Origin of the sequence: Acutalibacter caecimuris (assembly GCF_034335085.1) — a bacterium.
GTDB lineage: Bacteria > Bacillota > Clostridia > Oscillospirales > Acutalibacteraceae > Acutalibacter > Acutalibacter caecimuris.
Window position 1 is genome coordinate 36,489 of record NZ_JAWXXJ010000006.1, and the last position, 16,145, is coordinate 52,633.

Sequence of the window (16,145 nt, forward strand, 5' to 3'; positions counted from 1 at the left end):
ATGAAAACCGACCAGCTTTATACCGAGTATCTCCGCTGGCTGGGCAGCGGCACCCCGGTGCCCAGGGAGGCGATTTTTGCGAAACCCCTGGCCAACCGGGATATTTACGAGGACAGCGCCACGGTTATCAACCGCCTTTACTTTGCTGTCCCCCACTTTGCCGGGGGCCGCCTGCGGCTGTTCGTGTTTTTTGAGGTGAACCGTTTCTTGAAAGGCCCGGACGGGGACCTTAGCCTGTCCTATTCTGAGTTTTACATCCCCAAAGACTGTGGGCTGCCCTTCTCTTGAGGGCGGGCTGCCGCCCTTATCCAGCCGGAGCGCTGATTTTTTGACAACGGGCAGGCGAGGCCTCATGTTGGGCAGATAGGCGGGCCCTGTACTGGCTACCGCCGGGCACATAAAAGCCCCCCAGGAACCGTGTGGTTTCTGGGGGGCTTGCCTTACTGTACTTAAAAGATGCCGCCTGCCCGTGGGCAAAAAAATTCGCGCACCCATGTGGATGCGCGAATTGTGTGTGCAAAAGAGTTGGCTATGCCAACTCTCACGCTGCTGGTGGGCGCTAACGGACTTGAACCGCTGACCCCCTGCACGTCAAGCAGGTGCTCTAGCCAGCTGAGCTAAGCGCCCTTGCAGTTTTATATTATACATGATTAGGGAGCAAATTGCAAGTGTTTTTTCGCTTTTTTTGTGGCGCGGTATATCATTAAGTGCGAAAGAGCTAATTAGCTCGGACGCACTATTTTTTTATCCAAAAACAGCGAGAGGAGGCGGAAAAATGGCGGGAATTTGTTTGACGCTCGGCAAGCGGCGGGAAATCGAGCGGCTTTATAACGACGATATGAGGCCGAGCGAAATCGCGGCGGCGGTCGGGGTAACGACCGCGACCATTTACCGGGAGCTCAAGCGGGGCGAGACGGGCGAGCTCGACAAGCATTTCCGCCCGGCGTACTCGGCGGAGGCGGCGGAGCGGGCGGTACGGCTCTCTATCAGGAACAGGGGCCGGAGAAAGGCAGAAAAATAAATCCGAGAGGGGATTACTTATACCATGAAAGAAAACGACATTTTGAAAAATCTCCGCGAGACGTACCTCCTCGCGGCGGCGGATTTAGAGCTATTCCCGGAGGGCTCCGAGGAATACCGCCGGGCAGAGGTCGAGGCTATGAACACGTCGAGGACGGTTTTCGAGCTTTACGGGGCGACAGCCGCCGAGGATTTGCGGGCGGCGGGATTGCAGGAGCGGAGCCGGGTAGCCGAGCGTATGCGCCGGGGACACGCGGCGACGAATTTCGAGAAAATCACAGCGAGCCCGGAGGCCCTCGCCGCTTTCCTCTCCTCCCTACCCGTGCTCTCGGGGCCGTGGGACGAGGCTTTTCACCATCGGTATTGCGACGCTTGCTCGGCGGAGGAGTGCGGCGAGTGCGAAAACAAGGCCCTAAACAATCCGCTATGGTGGTTAAGCCTCGCGGCGGAGGTGGACGAATGAGCGGCGCGGCGGTGCGGACGGCCTACCGTCTAAATGTGAGCAAGACGAAACTTTACAGGCTTGCAAAACAGTATTACCCGGAAATCGGGCCTATGAAAGCGGCGACGTTTATCAAATACCCGCGCTCTCGGGACTATGCCCTCGATTTCAAGGCCGGAGAACACTATCACCATTTATTTTTGTCGGTATGCGGTGGACAAGGAGGGCGCTCTATGGCTATCGGAAGGCCGACCTCACCGTTACCAACGCCTCCGGCGAGCTCTACGGCGACGACGCGCTCGCCGAAAAGGTCGATATGTTCGCCTCCGGCTCCGTCGCCCTCGAGACGGACGACAAGACAAACGAGGTTCACGCCGCCTTGCATGGCGCAACCGTGAACGAGGAGACGAAAGAGGTCACGGACTCCGACGGGGACGTAGCGCCGCGCGGGGGCCTTGTGTATTACAAGGTCATTATCAGGCAGGGGGTACGCTATTTCAAGGGCGTTTTTCACCCTCTTGTAAACGCTATCCTCGGCAACGACAGCGCCGCGACAAAGGGCTCCTCTATCACGTTCGGCACGAGCTCGACCGCGTTCAACGTGTTTCGGTGCAACTCCGGCGCGTGGCGCGTGACAAAGGAGTTTACCGACGAGGCGGATTGTATCTTGTGGTGCGATACTAAGCTCGGCAAGCCCGCCGCCCCGGTCGTTACGCCGGGGCCGGAACAGGGTACGGAATAACAGGGACAAAGACGGGAGGCGGGAGAAAAACCGCCTCCCGCTTTGGTGATTGGAGGCGACAGCATGAAAGCGGCAAAAATCACGGTCGGCGAGGACTCGTATTTCCTCGTGCTGGACGGAGAGGCTATGTTTCAAATCCGGGACGATTTTGGGGGGACAAAGCTACTTCTCGAGGCCGTCGAGCCGGATACGCGGGAGGCGTTCGAGGCCACTTGCGCCGCCGCCGCGCTTTTAGCGGAGCGGGGCGAGCTTATCCGTCGGCGGCTGGGCTATGAGCCGGGGAAAATCCCAGAGCGGGACGATTTCCTCCTCCTCGTGAGGCCGTTCGAGGTCGTAGACCTCAAAAACGCGGTTATCCGGGCTATCACGCTCGGGTATGGGCGGGAGGTCGAGACGGAGGACGGCGGCGAGTACGACGAGGGCCTCGAGGAGCTCAATCAAAAAAAAACACCATACGGCGGGCGGAATACTACCGCGTAGCCGTCCTATGTGGGCTATCCGTAACGGAGGCGCTTTTTATGCCTCCGGGCGAGGTTTTCGACCTATGGGAGCTTTACCTTAAAGCCCACGGTAAGAAAGGAAACAAGGAGGGCGAATAAATGAATGTCGAGGGCGCGGTCGTCGGCCTCGATAAGAACAAGGGGAAAGCGGTCAAAGCCTACGGCAATATGACGGCGGAAATGCTCAACGAGGTAGAGGGCGGAATGAAGAAAGTAAACGCCTCTCTCGCCGACTCCATCGGGGAGATAGAGACGGGATTTTCCGCGAAAGCCACGATAGAGCAAGTAGCCGCCTCCGTCCCGTCTTTGACAGACGAGCGGAGCCGGGCGGCGGTCTCCGGCGGCGGGGATACGACGGTAACGAATAATTTCCATATCGCCGAGCTCGTCGTCCGCGAGGAGGCAGACGTAAAGAAAATATCGAGGGAGCTCTACAATATGCAGAAAGCGAAGTCTCGCGGGAAAGGAGTGGTATAGCGTGGCGCTGGGCTTTACGTTCAATAACACCCATAGCGGGGCTATGGGTGTCGTCTTTCGGAGCGTCGATAGGACGCTCCTCCCGGCGAAACGGGTCACACAGTACACCATTCTGTATCACTACCGCATACGGAAAAGGTCAACGTAAACGGCTCTCAAGAGACGGATTGCCTTATCTATATCACGGCGCGGGGCCGTATTACCGACCTCACCGTAACGCGGATAAAGGTTGATTAAAGAAACGGAGGTTTTCAAAAATGGCAGCTCTATCTAACGTACACGCCGCGTCTATCCTCAATACCTCGTTGCGGAGCGGGACGTATTACCTCGCCCTTTTCCTCACCGACCCAACCGCCAGCGGCACAGGCACGGAGGCAAGCGGCGGGGGCTACGCTCGAAAGGTTATCTCTTTCGACGCGCCGAGCCTCGTCGCCGGAAAGCAACAGGTCAAGAATACCGACGCGGTAGATTACGGCGTTATCACGGCGGATATTGGGACGGTCTCCTATTGGGGGATTTTCGACTCGCAGACGGGCGGCAATCTCCTATGGTTCGGCTCGTTCGCCCGTGGTAAGAACGTCCTCAACGGCGACGCTATCACCGTCAACGCGGGCGCTATCGTCTGCAATATCTCGTAAGGGGGCGGGCCTATGTTTAACCGCACACCGTACAACCGTGCGCCGTATAACCGAAAGGCCCGTTTTGTGTTCGAGTGGACGGCGACGGCGAACGTCGAGAGCGGGAGCGGCGGCGCGGTTCTCATTATCCGCTACTTGTCCGGCGAGGCGGAGGCCGGGACGGGCTCCTCGGGCGAAGTCGTCCGGGTGCTACTCCCATCCGGCACGGCGGAGGCGGTAACGGAGGCCGTCGGCGATTATATCCGTACCCGGTTTTTTGCGGCGGTCGCCGAGGCCGTCACGACCGCCAGCGGGACGGGGGTATCGACCTACGGGCAAGAGGTTTTGACGGTCGCGGGCGTGAATATGGTCGCCGGGGACGAGCTCATTATCGACACGGAGCACATGACGGTAACGCTTAACGGCGTGAACATCGTAGACCGTGTAAGCGACGCGAGCGTTTTCTTTAAGCTCATGAGCGGGGTAAACGACCTTATCGTCGAGGGCGGCACAACGGCGGATATAAAAATCCTCTGGAAAGATAGGTGGTTATAATGGCGGTTCCTCAAATATTCGACCGCAATATGAAACGGCTCGCCTATCTCGATAACGCTATGAGCGTCGGCTATACCCTCGAGGCTAACTCCCTATGGACGGCTACCTTTACCATGCCAGCGGACGACAAGAAAAATCAGTATTGCGAGCCTCTAAACTACGTCGAGATTTTCGACGGGGACGAGCGTATCGACCTCTTTCGTATCATCGGGGAGGATTTAGAGCGGGGCGACGGCGCGACGCGGTTCTATAATTGCGAGCACGTCCTCGCGACCCTCTTAAACGACGTGCTTTTCCAGTATCATCAATGCGGCGGCACGGGGATACGGACGGCGGCGGTATTAAACTATATCCTCGCCCGGCAGACGGTCAAAAATTGGGTTTTGGGCTCGTGCGGGTTTGCCCGGCAGTTTGAATATAATTGGGAAAACTCGACCCTCCTCTCCGCCCTCTTTGCAGTCCCCGAGTGTTTCGATAGCGACTATCTATGGGAGTGGGATACCACGGGCTACCCGTGGACGCTCTCCCTCATAGCGCCGTCGGAAAAGCTCAAGAGCGAGATACGGTACGCTAAAAACATGACGAACATAAAAAAGACGCTGGACGCGACCGGGCTCGCAAATCGGATATACGCGCTCGGCTATGGCGAGGGGGTTAATCAACTCACCATAGCCGGGGTAAACGGAGGGCTCCCATACGTCGAGGACGCTTTGAGTATCGAGAAATACGGGCTTTGCTCGACTATCCTTGTCGATACCCGGTATGAGGTCGCGGAAAATCTCAAGGCATACGCAAAGCAGATTCTACGGGAGAGCGCCGAGCCCTACGTCTCCTATGAGATAGGCGCTATCGACCTCCACCGTCTCACGAAAGACGCTTTCTCGCGGTTTAGGCCGGGGGAAATCGTCCGCGTTATCGACGACGAGGACAAGATTAACCTCCGTACCCGTATCGTAAGCGTGACAAAGGACGACGCACAGGGAGACCCCGGAACGGTAACGGTCACGCTCGCGAACAAGTCGCAGGATATAGCCGGGAGTATCTCCGACTTGCAGAGCCGCGCCCTTATCGGGGAGACCTACGCGCAAGGCTCCACAAATCAGCAGATTTACAATTTTGCCGACAATGCGGACACGTCTCACCCGGCGACCCTCAAGCTCTATATCTCCGAGTCGGTCGTCCGTATAAACAAAATGCTCCTCAATATCCAGTTTGAGCCGTTCCGGGCGTTCGAGAAAGCTATCGGAGGCGGGGGCGGACAAACGACCTCCGGCGGCGGCGGGCAAACGACCTCAAGCGGCGGGGGCTCTACCACGTCCAGCGGCGGCGGCTCTACTACCTCGGCGGGCGGCGGAGCGACTACCTCGGCGGGCGGCGGGCAGACTACGAGCTCCGGCGGAGGACAGACGAGCTCCTCCGTAGCTCTTGTAAGCTCTAACACCGTTCACGACTCATACGACGACGGCGGGCCGGGCGGAGCAAATCATAATCACGCGCTTGTAAGGGGCGACAAGCTCGCGCTGACGGACGGCTCGGGGAAAATCACGGGGTATCGTACTTTCGTCCCGTCAGGCAAGCACACACACCCGGCCCACGCACACACCATACAGGCCCACACCCACAGAATAGACGCGCATACCCACAACGTAAGCGCCCACACGCACAGAGTAGACGCTCACACTCACCGGGTAGACGCTCACACCCACACGATAAAAGACCATACCCACACCGTAAAAGACCACACCCACGCGATACAATTCGGTATCTACGAGGGCTCTCGGGCCTCGAGAGCGGTTATCAAGGTAGACGGGAGAACGATACCGACCCCGGCGAGCTACGACAATATCGACATTGTAGCCTATCTCTCAAAGGACGGCGGCGGGAAAATCCAACGTAACGCATGGCATACGGTCGAGATACTCCCGGACACTATGAGCCGTATCGTCGGCGCGGTATTCTCTCAAACTTTTTGCAATTCTCGCGGCGGCGGGGATTATTAAGGGGGTTACACAATGGCAGAGTTAAAGACAATGTACCCGGCACAGCCGAACACGCCGGAGACCACGCTCGCCGGAGCTCTCACGACCTCCGACACGAGCGTAACCGTCCTCGACGGCTCTATCTTGCCGGACGCGCCTAACATTTTGACGATTGGCGCGGATACCACCACGGCGGAAACCGTCCTCATGACGGCAAAGGCCGGGAACGTCCTCACCATCGAGCGGGGGTACGACGGCACGACCCCGCGCTCGTGGACAAAGGGCGATATTATCGGGCGCTATTTCACGGCGGCAGACCAAACGGCGGTACAGGAAAATATTAAGGCGCTGGACACGGGCAAGCCGGATATAGTCCCCTCCCCGGTCTCCGGGAATTTCGTCGCGTTCGACGGCACGACCGGGGCGCAAAAAGACAGCGGGAAAAAGCCGGAAGATTTCGCCCCGGCCTCCCATTCTCATACCGGGTACATCGAAAAGCCCGCCTCCCCGGTCTCGGGGAATTTCCCCGCGTTTGACGGAACGACCGGGGCCGTAAAGGACAGCGGGAAAAAGCCGGAGGATTTCGCCCCGGCCTCCCATTCTCATACCGGGTACATCGAAAAGCCCGCCTCCCCGGTCTCGGGGAATTTCGTCGCGTTCGACGGCACGACCGGGGCCGTAAAGGACAGCGGAAAGAAAGCGGCGGATTTCGCCGCCGCCTCCCATTCTCATACCGGGTACGCGGAGGTAAAGATTTTCCAAAACGTCACGGTCGCGGCCTCGGCGTGGGCGAATAGATCCACCTATGCGGGCTACCCGTTCGCCGCCGTTATCTCGTGCGCCGGGGTAACGGCTAATCACGTCCCGGAGGTCACTTTCGGCGTGACGGAGGCCACGGGCGGCAATTTCGCCCCGGTCGCCCTCTCCGGGGCTGGAACGGTCACAATTTACGCGGCAGAAAAGCCGGGCGGCGCTATCACGCTCCCGGTTATCAAATGTGAAAAGGCGGTGTAAGGCATGATAGGAAGAACAAACGCGACCGGGGGCGCGGCGGGGACGAGCCTCTCCCTCGTCGTCACGGTCAAGGCGGGCGCGGCGGTCACGGCGACAAAGGGGAGCCGGACGGTCACGGGGACGGCCTCCTCCTCCGGCTCGTGTACCCTCAAGCTCCCGGAGGCCGGGACGTGGACGGTAAAGGCGACGCTCTCCGGGCAGACCTCCGACACGAAAACGATTAGCGTAGTCGATAGCTACGCGGTCTCCCTGACGTTCTACTCGGCGACTATCAACGTAACCGCGCCATCCGGCGCGACCGTCACGCTCAAAAAGGGCGGCTCCACCTTGCAGACAAAGACAAGCACGGGGACAGTATCCTTTACCGTGACGGAAACGGGGACATACACGGTCGAGGCCACGCAGAACGGGCAGAGCACGAGCGGGACGGTCAACGTCGTATCGAGCACGACCTCGTACTCGCTGACGCTCTCTTTCGTAAGCTCCACGCTCAATAGTAACTCGTGGGCCACAATTCGGAGCGTCTCCGATAAGGGACAGGGGGCTAACTATTGGAGCGTCGGCGACCGAAAGGCCGTCACCCTTAACGGGACGGTCGGCTCGCTCTCCCTCTCCAACTTCACGACATACGCCTTTATCCTCGGGTTTAATCACAACGCCGGGTATGAGGGCTCTAACCGTATCCACTTCCAGCTTGCAAAGACCGCCGTATCCGGCGGGACGGACGTAGCTCTTTGCGATAGCTCCTACAACTCAACGGGCTCCTCGGCGGCTTTCCGCATGAACACCAGCAACACGAACGCGGGGGGCTGGGCTGGGTCGTACATGAAAAAGACAATTTGCCCGGCGTTCGAGAGCGTCGTCCCCTCTGACCTCCGTTCCAACCTCAAGACCGTTACAAAGTACACGGATAACACCGGGAACGCCTCGACCGCGCAAGCAAACGTAACCGCCACGACAGAGAAATTTTTCCCGCTTGCGGAGTACGAGGTTTTCGGGACTATCACCTATGCAAATACATACGAGGCAAACAAACAAGCGCAATACGACTATTATAAGGCAGGAAACAGCAAGATAAAGTATCGGCACGACGCGACGACAACCGCCGTTAAGTGGTGGCTCCGCTCCCCGCATCGGGGCATCTCCGCTGACTTTGTGCGTGTGGGCGCAGGCGGCACGGTCAACTCTGCGAACGCGAACGGTTCGCTCGCTTTTGCGCCGGGCTTTTGCGTATAATTCGGGCCTCGGAAATTGCGCCCTCAATGGGCGCAATTCCACGGAGAGCCGAGAGGAGGCAGTAAATGAGCGTACCGAAATCCCGGCGGGGCGAAAGCCCCGCCGATTACCTCGACCTTGCGCGGGAGATTTACGTTTTCACATACGACCGGGTAAAGATACTCCCGAAATCGCACACGTTCGCGGGCAATGGCTCGTATGTTCCTTGCGACCCGGCGGAGGCCGGGGGCGTGTGCGTCAAGCTCCCCTATGAGCATACCGACGAGGACGGGAACACGGTAAAGACCGCCGAGGACATTGTTTTCAAGCTCCCCGGCGGGGAGCTCCTCGGCATGGAACAGGAGGCCACGCTCGAGGAGACGAGCGGGACGCTCCTCGTCGAACAGGCCGAGGAGGTTATTAACATTCTGACGGGAGGTAGTAGCGAATGATTTCCGTAGAGAAAGCGAAAAAGCTCCGGGCCGTGATAGAGCGGAGCGTCTCCGCCGCCGGGCTGGACGACGAGACCGCGCTCGAGGCCGTCGAGCTTTTCCCGGCGTGGGAGCCGGGCCGAGACTACGCCGCCGGGACACGGGTACGGCATAAAGGGGGCCTCTACGAGTGCGAGACCGCTCACACGTCGGCGGCGGAGTGGAGCCCGCCCGCCGCCGCGTCGCTTTGGAGCCCGGTAAAGGTGAACGGCGAGACGGGCCTCGACGAGTGGACGAGGCCGACCGGGGCGCACAACGCATACAAAAAGGGCGATAAGGTCGTTTACAAGGGCTCCGTCTATCGTAGCACGATGGACGGTAATACATGGTCGCCGGAGGAATACCCGGCGGCATGGGAGCGGGTAGAATGAGCCGGGCGGTCTACACGGTCTCGAAAGGGGGTGTAGAGATTGCCCGGTTAGAGGCGTTGATATGGGTACGCCTCACCGCTCCCGGCCTTTATCTCGTGTGCGGCGAGGACGAGGGCGAGGGCGTTCTCGTGGGAGGGGAGATTTACCACGTTCGCGGGTGCGCCCTTTTGCCGGGGAAAGAGACCGTCGTACTCGACTACATAGAAGAATAACGGAGGTAAAACAGCATGAAAGAAACAACCTTAAAGGCCGCTATCGCGGTCGCTATGGCGGCGGCTACCGCCTATCTCCGGGAGCTTGCTATCCCGGTTTTTGTCCTCGCCGGAGTTATGGTTATCGACTACCTCTCCGGCATGGTGAGCGCGTGGGTCAAGTGCGAGCTCTCCTCCCGCGTGGGGGTGCTGGGCATTGTGAAAAAGGTCGCCTATCTTCTCGCCGTCGCCGTGGCTATTGTCGCGGATTGGGTCGTACAGGTAGCGGGGGCGGAAATCGGGATTGATTTCGGAGGCTTTTTCTTTTTTGGCTTACTCGTGACTATCTGGCTCGTACTCAATGAGTGTATCTCTATTCTCGAGAACATTTCGGAGATTGGCGTACCTCTCCCCGCTTTTCTGCTGAAACTCATTGAAAAATTGAAAAAGACCGTAGAGAACACAGGCGAGAACGAAACACAGTAAAAACGGAGGCGCAAAAAATGAGCAATAGTAATTTGGTAAGCTATACGAGGATTTCTCCGAACAAGAACAGCCCGCGAAATCACGCTATCGACCGTATCTCTATCCATTGTGTTGTGGGACAGTGTACGGCGGAGCGTATTGGGGAGATTTTCGCCCCGGAGAGCCGGGAGGCAAGCTCTAACTATGGTATCGGGCTCGACGGGCGTATCGGTATGTACGTCGAGGAAAAAGACCGCTCGTGGTGTACCTCGAGCGGGGCGAACGACCACAGGGCGGTTACTATCGAGGTCGCCAGCGATACCGCACACCCCTACGCCGTGAAAGCCGCCGCATTTTCCGCACTCCTCGACCTCTGTGCCGACATTTGCAAGAGGAACGGGAAAAAGCGGCTCTTATGGTTTGGAGACAAGGAAAAGACACTCGCCTACACGCCGAAAGCTGACGAAATGGTTTTGACCGTTCATCGGTGGTTTGCAAACAAGGCTTGTCCCGGCGAATATCTGTATAGCCGTCACGGGGAAATCGCGGCGGAGGTAACGAAACGGCTCGCGGCGGAGGACAAGCCCGCCGGGACGGGAGACAATCCCTCCGCATGGGCCAAGGCCGCAACGGAGTATTGCAAGCGCAAGGGAATTTTTGCCGGGGACGGCGCGGGTAATTTCGATTGGCAAAAGCCGATTACCCGCGAACAGGTCGCCGCCGTGCTCTATCGGACGCTCGAGAGGGCCGGGCTCCTCGAGGCTCTCCCGGACAAGAAATAAGAAAAGCGGGCGGGGGTTTGATACCCTCGCCCGCTTTTCTCTTTAATGTAAACTCTTAATGAAAGTATATAGTCTTTTTGCGCCGATAGCACCGTATTTGAAAATGAGATAGTAAATCTTATAAAGGCCGTACAAAATAAAATACAGAGCCCACCCACAAGCTACCACGGAATATAAACAGAGGTAGAAACAGCCGACAAGTAACAACACAAAAAGGAAATACCAACAATTACTTTTTGTAAGCCGCAAGCCGATACCGAGCCGGAAACCGCCCATAGCCTTTAGACGCTTTGAAAAGCTGATAAACATAGTATCAACCCCGCTTTTTCGCTTTCAGATACGGGGCGAGTCCCCATACCGCAAGCCCGGCGGCGATAGCAACGCCGACGATAAACTCTATCGTACTCTCTTGCGCCAGCAGGGGGAACGAGCCTATTAAAACAACGGCTCCGGCGGCAATTTTAGCAATCATAGCCGGGACGGATTGGCGCATACCCGTCCTTGCCTCGCGCTCGTTCGCTTGCTCCTCGCGCTCGGCGGCTTTGCGAGCTTTCTCGGCCTCCGCTTGCTTACTTTTTTGTTTATCGACGCATTTCTTACAAATGTACCTATGGGACTCGGGCAAATAAGAGCCGCCCTCGTTAGCGTCAAAACGCCGCCCGCATTTCAAACAAGTAACCTCGTGCTTTGCCATAATGAGACCTCCTATTTTTACAAATCGTAGGAAAGAAATACGGTTAGTAAATCTTTATTACAAGAATACATGAAATTCATGTTACAGTCAAGAGGCCACAACACAGGGAGGGCAATTTTTTGAAGATTTACGACTATAACGGTCTAAAGAACGTCGCCGGGGAGCGTATCCACCAGCGGCGCACGACGCTACGAATATCACAAGCCGACCTCTCCGCCCGTATGCAGGTGCGAGGGGTAACTATCGAGCGGGAGGCTATCTCAAAGATAGAGACCGGGGACAGGTTTATAACCGACTACGAGCTAATGACGTTCGCCGAGGTTTTAGGCGTGTCTATGGATTGGCTCACAGGCAAAGAATAAGAACGGCCCGACGGAGAGCTCCCGCCGGGCTAATTTTTTCGCATAAATTCGAGTAAAACTATTGACATACTCTCGAGAGTATGATATTTTATTAGCAAGAATTTACGGAGGAGGCGAAAGAATGGCGGAGGGGAAAAGAAAAAGCGAGACCTCCTCGGCGGTAAAGAGGCGGTACAATCAAAAAACCTACGGGGCGGTTACTGCATATGTCCCGAAAGACCTCGCGGCGGCTTTCAAGGATAAATGCGCCGTCAAGGGAATTTCGCAAGCGCAGATTATCAAAAAGGCAATAGAGGATTTTTTGAGCGAGTAAACGAGGGCAAGGGGGACGGGAGGCCGTCCCCCTTTTTTCGATTTTTAGGGGGAGGGCCGGACAATGGCACGGAGAAAGGACGCGGCAAAAAAGGCGGATAAAAAGCAGAAAGAGAAAAAGTACGAGCACTTGACGTATAAAAAGAGACTCCGCCTCGAGGTCATGCTCCGCCAGAAGATACACAAGCAGACCATAGCCGACGAGCTCCGGGTACATATCTCCACCATATACCGGGAAATCAAGCGCGGGGAGTATGAACACCTTAACAGCGATTACACGACAGAGATACGGTATAGCGCCGACAAAGCCGAGGCGAAATATCAAGAGGGGCTCGCCGCAAAGGGAGCGCCCCTTAAAATCGGGAATAATTTCGCCGTCGCCGAGTTCATAGAGGAGAAGATTTTACACGAGGACTATTCCCCGGTCGCCGTGTGCGCCCTTTTGCGGGAGGAGGAGTATCTCGAGAAATACCATATCACATTTTGCCGGGCCACGATTTACAAGTACATAGACGACGGGAATATCTTCCCCCATATCACAAATAAAGACCTCCCGGAGAAAGGCCAGCGCAAGCGGGAGTATAAAAAGGTGCGCGAGAAAAGGGCTCCTCGGGGCCGGAGTATTGAGGAGCGCCCGCCAGAGGTCGAGACCCGCGAGGAGGTCGGACATTGGGAGGGCGATACCGTCGTCGGAAAGAAAGGCTCAAGGGCGAGGCTCCTCGTATTCTCCGAGCGGGCTACCCGGAACGAGATAATTATAAAAATCCCGGACGGCACTACAAAGAGCGTCGTCCGGGCGCTGGACAGACTCGAGAGGCGTTTCGGCGCGGACTTCCCGAGGATATTCAAGTCGATTACTTTCGACAACGGCTCCGAGTTTGCGGATTGCGAGGGCCTCGAGCGGAGCCGCCGGAGGAAAGGGAAAAAGAGAACGACCGTTTATTACTGTCACCCGTACACAGCTTGCGAGCGGGGGACGAACGAGAATATAAACCGCATGATACGCCGGAAGTTCCCGAAAGGTACAAATTTTGATAAAGTGAGGCCCTCCGAGGTCAAAGCCGCCGAGACGTGGCTCAACAATTACCCGCGAGGGATTTTAGGCTTTCGGAGCGCCGCGAGCGTGTTCTCCGAGGCCGTCGGACTCGCCGCGTAAAATATTTTATAGTTTTTTCGCATAAATTACTTGACATTTGCCCTTTTTTTGTTTTTTTACGTTATTTACCGGCAGGCCCTGCCCCACGCTTTGCTTGTTCCCCCTTTCCGGCCTTTTTTGCCCGCCCGCCTTGACTTTTCCGCCCCCTGCGCCTATAATATTCCCAGATTTCCCCTAAAGGAGTGTTCATTATGGCCCGCCTGTACCTTTCCGGCTTTGCCGACGAGATCTCCCCCAGCTTTTCCGTCCAACTCCAGGCCCTTCAGGACCTTCATGTTTCCCATATTGAACTGCGTGGCATAGACCAGACCAATGTTTCCGACCTTTCCCCCCAGCAGTTGCGGGAGGTAAAGGCGGCGCTCTCTGCCGCCGGTATCGGGGTATCTTCCATCGGCTCCCCCATTGGGAAGATCGCCATTACCGACAGCTTTGCCCCCCATATGGAAAAACTGAAACGCACCCTGGAGATTCAAAAGGAACTGGGCGCGCCTTATCTGCGTATGTTCAGTTTCTATCTCCCGCAGGACCGGCCTGCCGCTGATTTCCGGGGGCAGGTGTTGGAACGGCTGGCCTCTATAGCCGGTGAGGCCGCCCGCTGGGACGCTATGCTTCTGCATGAAAACGAGAAGGGCATTTACGGGGATACTGCCCCCCGCTGCCTGGACTTGCTGGAACATCTGGCCAGCCCCCATCTGCGGGCGGTGTTTGACTTTGCCAATTTTGTGGAGGTGGGCCAGGATACCCTTGCCGCCTACCAGATGCTGCGCCCCTTTATCGAGTATATCCATATAAAGGATTGTGCCGTACAGGAGGGCCCGGCGGGCCGCACCACGAAAATCGTGCCGGCCGGCCAGGGCGAGGGGCATATCCCGGAGATTTTAATCAGCCTGGTTACCGGCGGCTGGCAAGGTTTCCTGTCCCTTGAGCCCCATTTGGTGGACTTTGCCGGGCTGGCGGCGCTGGAGCAGGATCCTGCCAAGCGGGACAGCGCCTTGGACGGCAGAACCGCCTGGGAACTGGCCCTGGACACCCTGCGCGCGGTGATTGGGCAGGTTTCCGCGCAAACCGGGGAGGTGCTGTTATGATGGGCCAGGAAAAGCTGCGGTGCGCCATTGTGGGTTGCGGCGGCATCGCCCAGGTACACGCCCATGCCCTGTCCCGGCAGCCCACAGCCCAACTGCTGGCTTTTGCCGATATAAAGCCCGAAAGGGCCCAGGCTCTGGCTGCCCAATACGGCGGCACAGCTTATGCCAGCCTGGAAGAGCTGCTGGCCGGGGAAACCATTGACGTACTCCATATTTGCACGCCCCATTATCTCCACCTGCCCATGGCCCAGGCTGCGGCAGAACGGGGCATCCACGTGTTTACGGAAAAACCGCCGGTCATTTCCCATCAGCAGTGGCAGGAATTCCAGTTGCTGGAGGAGAAGGTGCGGGTGGGGGTGTGTTTTCAAAACCGCTACAACCCCAGTGTGCAATACGCCCGGACCCTGCTGGACGATGGGGATGCCGGACGGATTTTAGGCGCCAGGGGGGTTGTTACCTGGCGGCGGGAGGCCCCCTATTACACCGAGAGCGGTTGGCGGGGCGATTTGGCCACAGAGGGTGGCGGCGCGCTGATCAACCAGGCTATCCACACGCTGGATCTGATGGTCCGCTTTTTGGGGCCGGGTAAGGCGCTGGGGGCCAGCCTCAGCAACCACCACTTGCAGGGGGTCATCCAGGTTGAGGATACGTTGGAGGCTGCTATAGACTTTTCGGGCGCCCGCGGCTTGTTTTTTGCCAGCACCGCTTATTGTACCGACGCCCCTGTGCTGCTGGATATTGCCTGCGAGCACTTGTCCCTGCGGATTGAAGGGGAGGCTGTAACGGCGCGCTGGGCAGATGGCCGCACCACCCACCGGGATTTCTCCCTGGAAAGCCAGGAGGGGCCCGGCAAAAGCTACTGGGGCAGTAGCCACGGGCGGTGTATTGCGGACTTCTACGACTGCCTGCGCACCGGGCAGCCCTTTCGGAACGATACTGCCGGGGTAGCCGATACCATTGGCTTGATGCTGGCCCTTTATGACGCGGCCCGGCAGGGGAGGCAGGGGTAAATGGGCCTTGCCCGCCTGTGTTTTCCGCCTTTTCTTACTTTGAAACTGAGCGTTTTTGCGCTCAGTTTTCTTTTTTGGCATTATTTCCTATGGTTTCGCAAATAAACGAATATATGTTGTTTTAATAAGCCCCTGTGTTTTTTGCATTTTTCAATATTTTTAATTTATTAATTAAAAAAGTTAATTTCCCTATTGACAAGTTTAAGTTTTGGCGATATAATACAGCCATAGCAAGCACGGATTATCAGAAAGAGGTGACAAGCATGGCCCAAAAGAATTATCACGCGCCCGCCCAGTGCCCTGTTTGCGGAGAGAATATGCAGGTAACACGCCTGCAATGCAGCCACTGCGGCGCCGAACTCAGCGGAAACTTTTCCCCCTGCCGGTTTTGCACACTGGAGGATAAGCACTTACAGTTTGTGGAAGTATTCCTCCGCTGCCGGGGCTCTATCAAAGAAGTCGAAAAAGCCCTGGGCGTCAGCTACCCTACGGTAAAGAATATGCTGGATGCCGCCCTGGCTGCCCTGCATCTGGACGAAAAAACCGAGCAGCTCCAGGCCCGCGCCGAAGAGGAACGGGCGGGCATCCTCGCCCGGCTCTCAGCAGGGGAAATGGATGTTAACGCTGCCATTGCGGCCTTGCAGCAAGTGAAAGGTGGGAAATAG

23 protein-coding genes and 1 tRNA gene are annotated in these 16,145 nt (G+C 57.2%); 22 read left to right on the plus strand and 2 right to left on the minus strand.

Annotated elements, in window-relative coordinates; translation table 11 throughout:
* Positions 1-288 carry a hypothetical protein gene (locus U8U01_RS05270; RefSeq protein WP_322172303.1) on the plus strand — a complete coding sequence of 96 codons (288 nt, stop codon included), beginning with the start codon at positions 1-3 and terminating at the stop codon, positions 286-288.
* Positions 289-550: 262 nt separating this feature from the next.
* Here the strand turns inward: U8U01_RS05270 and U8U01_RS05275 are convergent.
* Positions 551-627 (minus strand) — tRNA-Val (locus U8U01_RS05275).
* A gap of 148 nt (positions 628-775) precedes the next feature.
* Here U8U01_RS05275 and U8U01_RS05280 point away from each other — a divergent pair.
* The 15 genes from U8U01_RS05280 to U8U01_RS05350 all read left to right on the plus strand — a co-directional run bounded on the left by U8U01_RS05280 (position 776) and on the right by U8U01_RS05350 (position 10,861).
* Positions 776-1,021, plus strand: a complete 246-nt coding sequence (locus U8U01_RS05280; protein WP_160580065.1) for a helix-turn-helix domain-containing protein — start codon at positions 776-778, stop codon at positions 1,019-1,021.
* A 138-nt stretch (positions 1,022-1,159) separates the two neighbouring features.
* Entirely contained in the window at positions 1,160-1,483 is a 324-nt protein-coding gene (locus U8U01_RS05285) for a hypothetical protein (protein WP_322172305.1), read from the plus strand.
* Positions 1,484-1,670: 187 nt separating this feature from the next.
* The gene (locus U8U01_RS05290; RefSeq protein WP_322172307.1) at positions 1,671-2,204 is read left to right on the plus strand and encodes a hypothetical protein; all 534 of its coding nucleotides are present in this window, start codon (positions 1,671-1,673) and stop codon (positions 2,202-2,204) included.
* 63 nt (positions 2,205-2,267) lie between these two features.
* On the plus strand, positions 2,268-2,684 hold the full coding sequence (locus U8U01_RS05295; protein ID WP_322172308.1) for a hypothetical protein: 417 nt from the start codon (positions 2,268-2,270) through the stop codon (positions 2,682-2,684).
* Positions 2,685-2,803: 119 nt separating this feature from the next.
* Positions 2,804-3,181, plus strand: a complete 378-nt coding sequence (locus U8U01_RS05300; RefSeq protein WP_322172310.1) for a hypothetical protein — start codon at positions 2,804-2,806, stop codon at positions 3,179-3,181.
* A 257-nt stretch (positions 3,182-3,438) separates the two neighbouring features.
* On the plus strand, positions 3,439-3,819 hold the full coding sequence (locus U8U01_RS05305) for a phage tail fiber protein (RefSeq protein ID WP_161473101.1): 381 nt from the start codon (positions 3,439-3,441) through the stop codon (positions 3,817-3,819).
* A 12-nt stretch (positions 3,820-3,831) separates the two neighbouring features.
* Positions 3,832-4,353 (plus strand): phage distal tail protein, encoded by a 522-nt coding sequence (locus U8U01_RS05310; RefSeq protein WP_322172312.1) that lies wholly within the window; start codon positions 3,832-3,834, stop codon positions 4,351-4,353.
* 29 nt (positions 4,354-4,382) lie between these two features.
* Positions 4,383-6,353, plus strand: coding sequence for a phage tail protein (locus tag U8U01_RS05315; protein WP_331678409.1), 1,971 nt, complete (start codon positions 4,383-4,385; stop codon positions 6,351-6,353).
* A gap of 12 nt (positions 6,354-6,365) precedes the next feature.
* A complete protein-coding gene (locus tag U8U01_RS05320) occupies positions 6,366-7,346 on the plus strand; it encodes a hypothetical protein (RefSeq protein ID WP_322172316.1) in 981 nt (326 codons plus the stop codon).
* A 3-nt stretch (positions 7,347-7,349) separates the two neighbouring features.
* Positions 7,350-8,582, plus strand: coding sequence for a DUF6273 domain-containing protein (locus U8U01_RS05325; protein ID WP_322172318.1), 1,233 nt, complete (start codon positions 7,350-7,352; stop codon positions 8,580-8,582).
* 65 nt (positions 8,583-8,647) lie between these two features.
* The gene (locus U8U01_RS05330) at positions 8,648-9,013 is read left to right on the plus strand and encodes a hypothetical protein (protein WP_322172319.1); all 366 of its coding nucleotides are present in this window, start codon (positions 8,648-8,650) and stop codon (positions 9,011-9,013) included.
* Positions 9,010-9,423 carry a carbohydrate-binding protein gene (locus U8U01_RS05335; RefSeq protein WP_322172320.1) on the plus strand — a complete coding sequence of 138 codons (414 nt, stop codon included), beginning with the start codon at positions 9,010-9,012 and terminating at the stop codon, positions 9,421-9,423. Before U8U01_RS05330 ends, U8U01_RS05335 begins: the two co-directional genes overlap by 4 nt.
* The gene (locus U8U01_RS05340; protein WP_322172321.1) at positions 9,420-9,635 is read left to right on the plus strand and encodes a hypothetical protein; all 216 of its coding nucleotides are present in this window, start codon (positions 9,420-9,422) and stop codon (positions 9,633-9,635) included. Before U8U01_RS05335 ends, U8U01_RS05340 begins: the two co-directional genes overlap by 4 nt.
* A 15-nt stretch (positions 9,636-9,650) precedes the next feature.
* Complete coding sequence (locus U8U01_RS05345; protein WP_161473112.1) at positions 9,651-10,100, plus strand: phage holin family protein; 450 nt, start codon at positions 9,651-9,653, stop codon at positions 10,098-10,100.
* A 17-nt stretch (positions 10,101-10,117) separates the two neighbouring features.
* The gene (locus tag U8U01_RS05350) at positions 10,118-10,861 is read left to right on the plus strand and encodes an N-acetylmuramoyl-L-alanine amidase (RefSeq protein ID WP_295759288.1); all 744 of its coding nucleotides are present in this window, start codon (positions 10,118-10,120) and stop codon (positions 10,859-10,861) included.
* Positions 10,862-11,174: 313 nt separating this feature from the next.
* Here the strand turns inward: U8U01_RS05350 and U8U01_RS05355 are convergent, their stop codons facing one another.
* Positions 11,175-11,555 carry a hypothetical protein gene (locus U8U01_RS05355; protein WP_322172324.1) on the minus strand — a complete coding sequence of 127 codons (381 nt, stop codon included), beginning with the start codon at positions 11,553-11,555 and terminating at the stop codon, positions 11,175-11,177.
* Between the two features lie 119 nt (positions 11,556-11,674).
* Between U8U01_RS05355 and U8U01_RS05360 the strand changes: the two genes are divergently transcribed.
* The 6 genes from U8U01_RS05360 to U8U01_RS05385 all read left to right on the plus strand — a co-directional run bounded on the left by U8U01_RS05360 (position 11,675) and on the right by U8U01_RS05385 (position 16,145).
* Complete coding sequence (locus U8U01_RS05360) at positions 11,675-11,917, plus strand: helix-turn-helix domain-containing protein (protein WP_217959536.1); 243 nt, start codon at positions 11,675-11,677, stop codon at positions 11,915-11,917.
* A gap of 121 nt (positions 11,918-12,038) precedes the next feature.
* Positions 12,039-12,230, plus strand: a complete 192-nt coding sequence (locus U8U01_RS05365) for a RepB family protein (RefSeq protein ID WP_322172327.1) — start codon at positions 12,039-12,041, stop codon at positions 12,228-12,230.
* 63 nt (positions 12,231-12,293) lie between these two features.
* Positions 12,294-13,385, plus strand: coding sequence for an IS30 family transposase (locus U8U01_RS05370; protein ID WP_295759297.1), 1,092 nt, complete (start codon positions 12,294-12,296; stop codon positions 13,383-13,385).
* Positions 13,386-13,576: 191 nt separating this feature from the next.
* Complete coding sequence (locus U8U01_RS05375; RefSeq protein ID WP_322172330.1) at positions 13,577-14,470, plus strand: sugar phosphate isomerase/epimerase family protein; 894 nt, start codon at positions 13,577-13,579, stop codon at positions 14,468-14,470.
* Positions 14,467-15,480: a Gfo/Idh/MocA family protein gene (locus tag U8U01_RS05380; RefSeq protein WP_322172332.1), complete on the plus strand. Its 1,014-nt coding sequence runs from the start codon at positions 14,467-14,469 to the stop codon at positions 15,478-15,480. The genes U8U01_RS05375 and U8U01_RS05380 overlap by 4 nt, the downstream gene beginning before the upstream one ends.
* 263 nt (positions 15,481-15,743) lie before the next feature.
* Positions 15,744-16,145 carry a DUF2089 domain-containing protein gene (locus U8U01_RS05385; RefSeq protein WP_322172334.1) on the plus strand — a complete coding sequence of 134 codons (402 nt, stop codon included), beginning with the start codon at positions 15,744-15,746 and terminating at the stop codon, positions 16,143-16,145.

Excerpts from the sequence above, each read along its gene's own strand:
- U8U01_RS05285 (WP_322172305.1), top strand. The coding sequence starts at position 1,160 with ATGAACACGTCGAGGACGGTTTTCGAGCTTTACGGGGCGACAGCCGCC.
- U8U01_RS05290 (WP_322172307.1), top strand. The coding sequence starts at position 1,671 with ATGCGGTGGACAAGGAGGGCGCTCTATGGCTATCGGAAGGCCGACCTC.
- U8U01_RS05345 (WP_161473112.1), top strand. The coding sequence starts at position 9,651 with ATGAAAGAAACAACCTTAAAGGCCGCTATCGCGGTCGCTATGGCGGCG.
- U8U01_RS05380 (WP_322172332.1), top strand. The coding sequence starts at position 14,467 with ATGATGGGCCAGGAAAAGCTGCGGTGCGCCATTGTGGGTTGCGGCGGC.
- U8U01_RS05365 (WP_322172327.1), top strand. The coding sequence starts at position 12,039 with ATGGCGGAGGGGAAAAGAAAAAGCGAGACCTCCTCGGCGGTAAAGAGG.
- U8U01_RS05335 (WP_322172320.1), top strand. The coding sequence starts at position 9,010 with ATGATTTCCGTAGAGAAAGCGAAAAAGCTCCGGGCCGTGATAGAGCGG.
- U8U01_RS05370 (WP_295759297.1), top strand. The coding sequence starts at position 12,294 with ATGGCACGGAGAAAGGACGCGGCAAAAAAGGCGGATAAAAAGCAGAAA.
- U8U01_RS05270 (WP_322172303.1), top strand. The coding sequence starts at position 1 with ATGAAAACCGACCAGCTTTATACCGAGTATCTCCGCTGGCTGGGCAGC.
- U8U01_RS05325 (WP_322172318.1), top strand. The coding sequence starts at position 7,350 with ATGATAGGAAGAACAAACGCGACCGGGGGCGCGGCGGGGACGAGCCTC.
- U8U01_RS05340 (WP_322172321.1), top strand. The coding sequence starts at position 9,420 with ATGAGCCGGGCGGTCTACACGGTCTCGAAAGGGGGTGTAGAGATTGCC.
- U8U01_RS05280 (WP_160580065.1), top strand. The coding sequence starts at position 776 with ATGGCGGGAATTTGTTTGACGCTCGGCAAGCGGCGGGAAATCGAGCGG.
- U8U01_RS05330 (WP_322172319.1), top strand. The coding sequence starts at position 8,648 with ATGAGCGTACCGAAATCCCGGCGGGGCGAAAGCCCCGCCGATTACCTC.
- U8U01_RS05295 (WP_322172308.1), top strand. The coding sequence starts at position 2,268 with ATGAAAGCGGCAAAAATCACGGTCGGCGAGGACTCGTATTTCCTCGTG.
- U8U01_RS05315 (WP_331678409.1), top strand. The coding sequence starts at position 4,383 with ATGAAACGGCTCGCCTATCTCGATAACGCTATGAGCGTCGGCTATACC.
- U8U01_RS05310 (WP_322172312.1), top strand. The coding sequence starts at position 3,832 with ATGTTTAACCGCACACCGTACAACCGTGCGCCGTATAACCGAAAGGCC.
- U8U01_RS05305 (WP_161473101.1), top strand. The coding sequence starts at position 3,439 with ATGGCAGCTCTATCTAACGTACACGCCGCGTCTATCCTCAATACCTCG.
- U8U01_RS05320 (WP_322172316.1), top strand. The coding sequence starts at position 6,366 with ATGGCAGAGTTAAAGACAATGTACCCGGCACAGCCGAACACGCCGGAG.
- U8U01_RS05300 (WP_322172310.1), top strand. The coding sequence starts at position 2,804 with ATGAATGTCGAGGGCGCGGTCGTCGGCCTCGATAAGAACAAGGGGAAA.
- U8U01_RS05385 (WP_322172334.1), top strand. The coding sequence starts at position 15,744 with ATGGCCCAAAAGAATTATCACGCGCCCGCCCAGTGCCCTGTTTGCGGA.
- U8U01_RS05375 (WP_322172330.1), top strand. The coding sequence starts at position 13,577 with ATGGCCCGCCTGTACCTTTCCGGCTTTGCCGACGAGATCTCCCCCAGC.
- U8U01_RS05355 (WP_322172324.1), bottom strand. The coding sequence starts at position 11,555 with ATGGCAAAGCACGAGGTTACTTGTTTGAAATGCGGGCGGCGTTTTGAC.
- U8U01_RS05350 (WP_295759288.1), top strand. The coding sequence starts at position 10,118 with ATGAGCAATAGTAATTTGGTAAGCTATACGAGGATTTCTCCGAACAAG.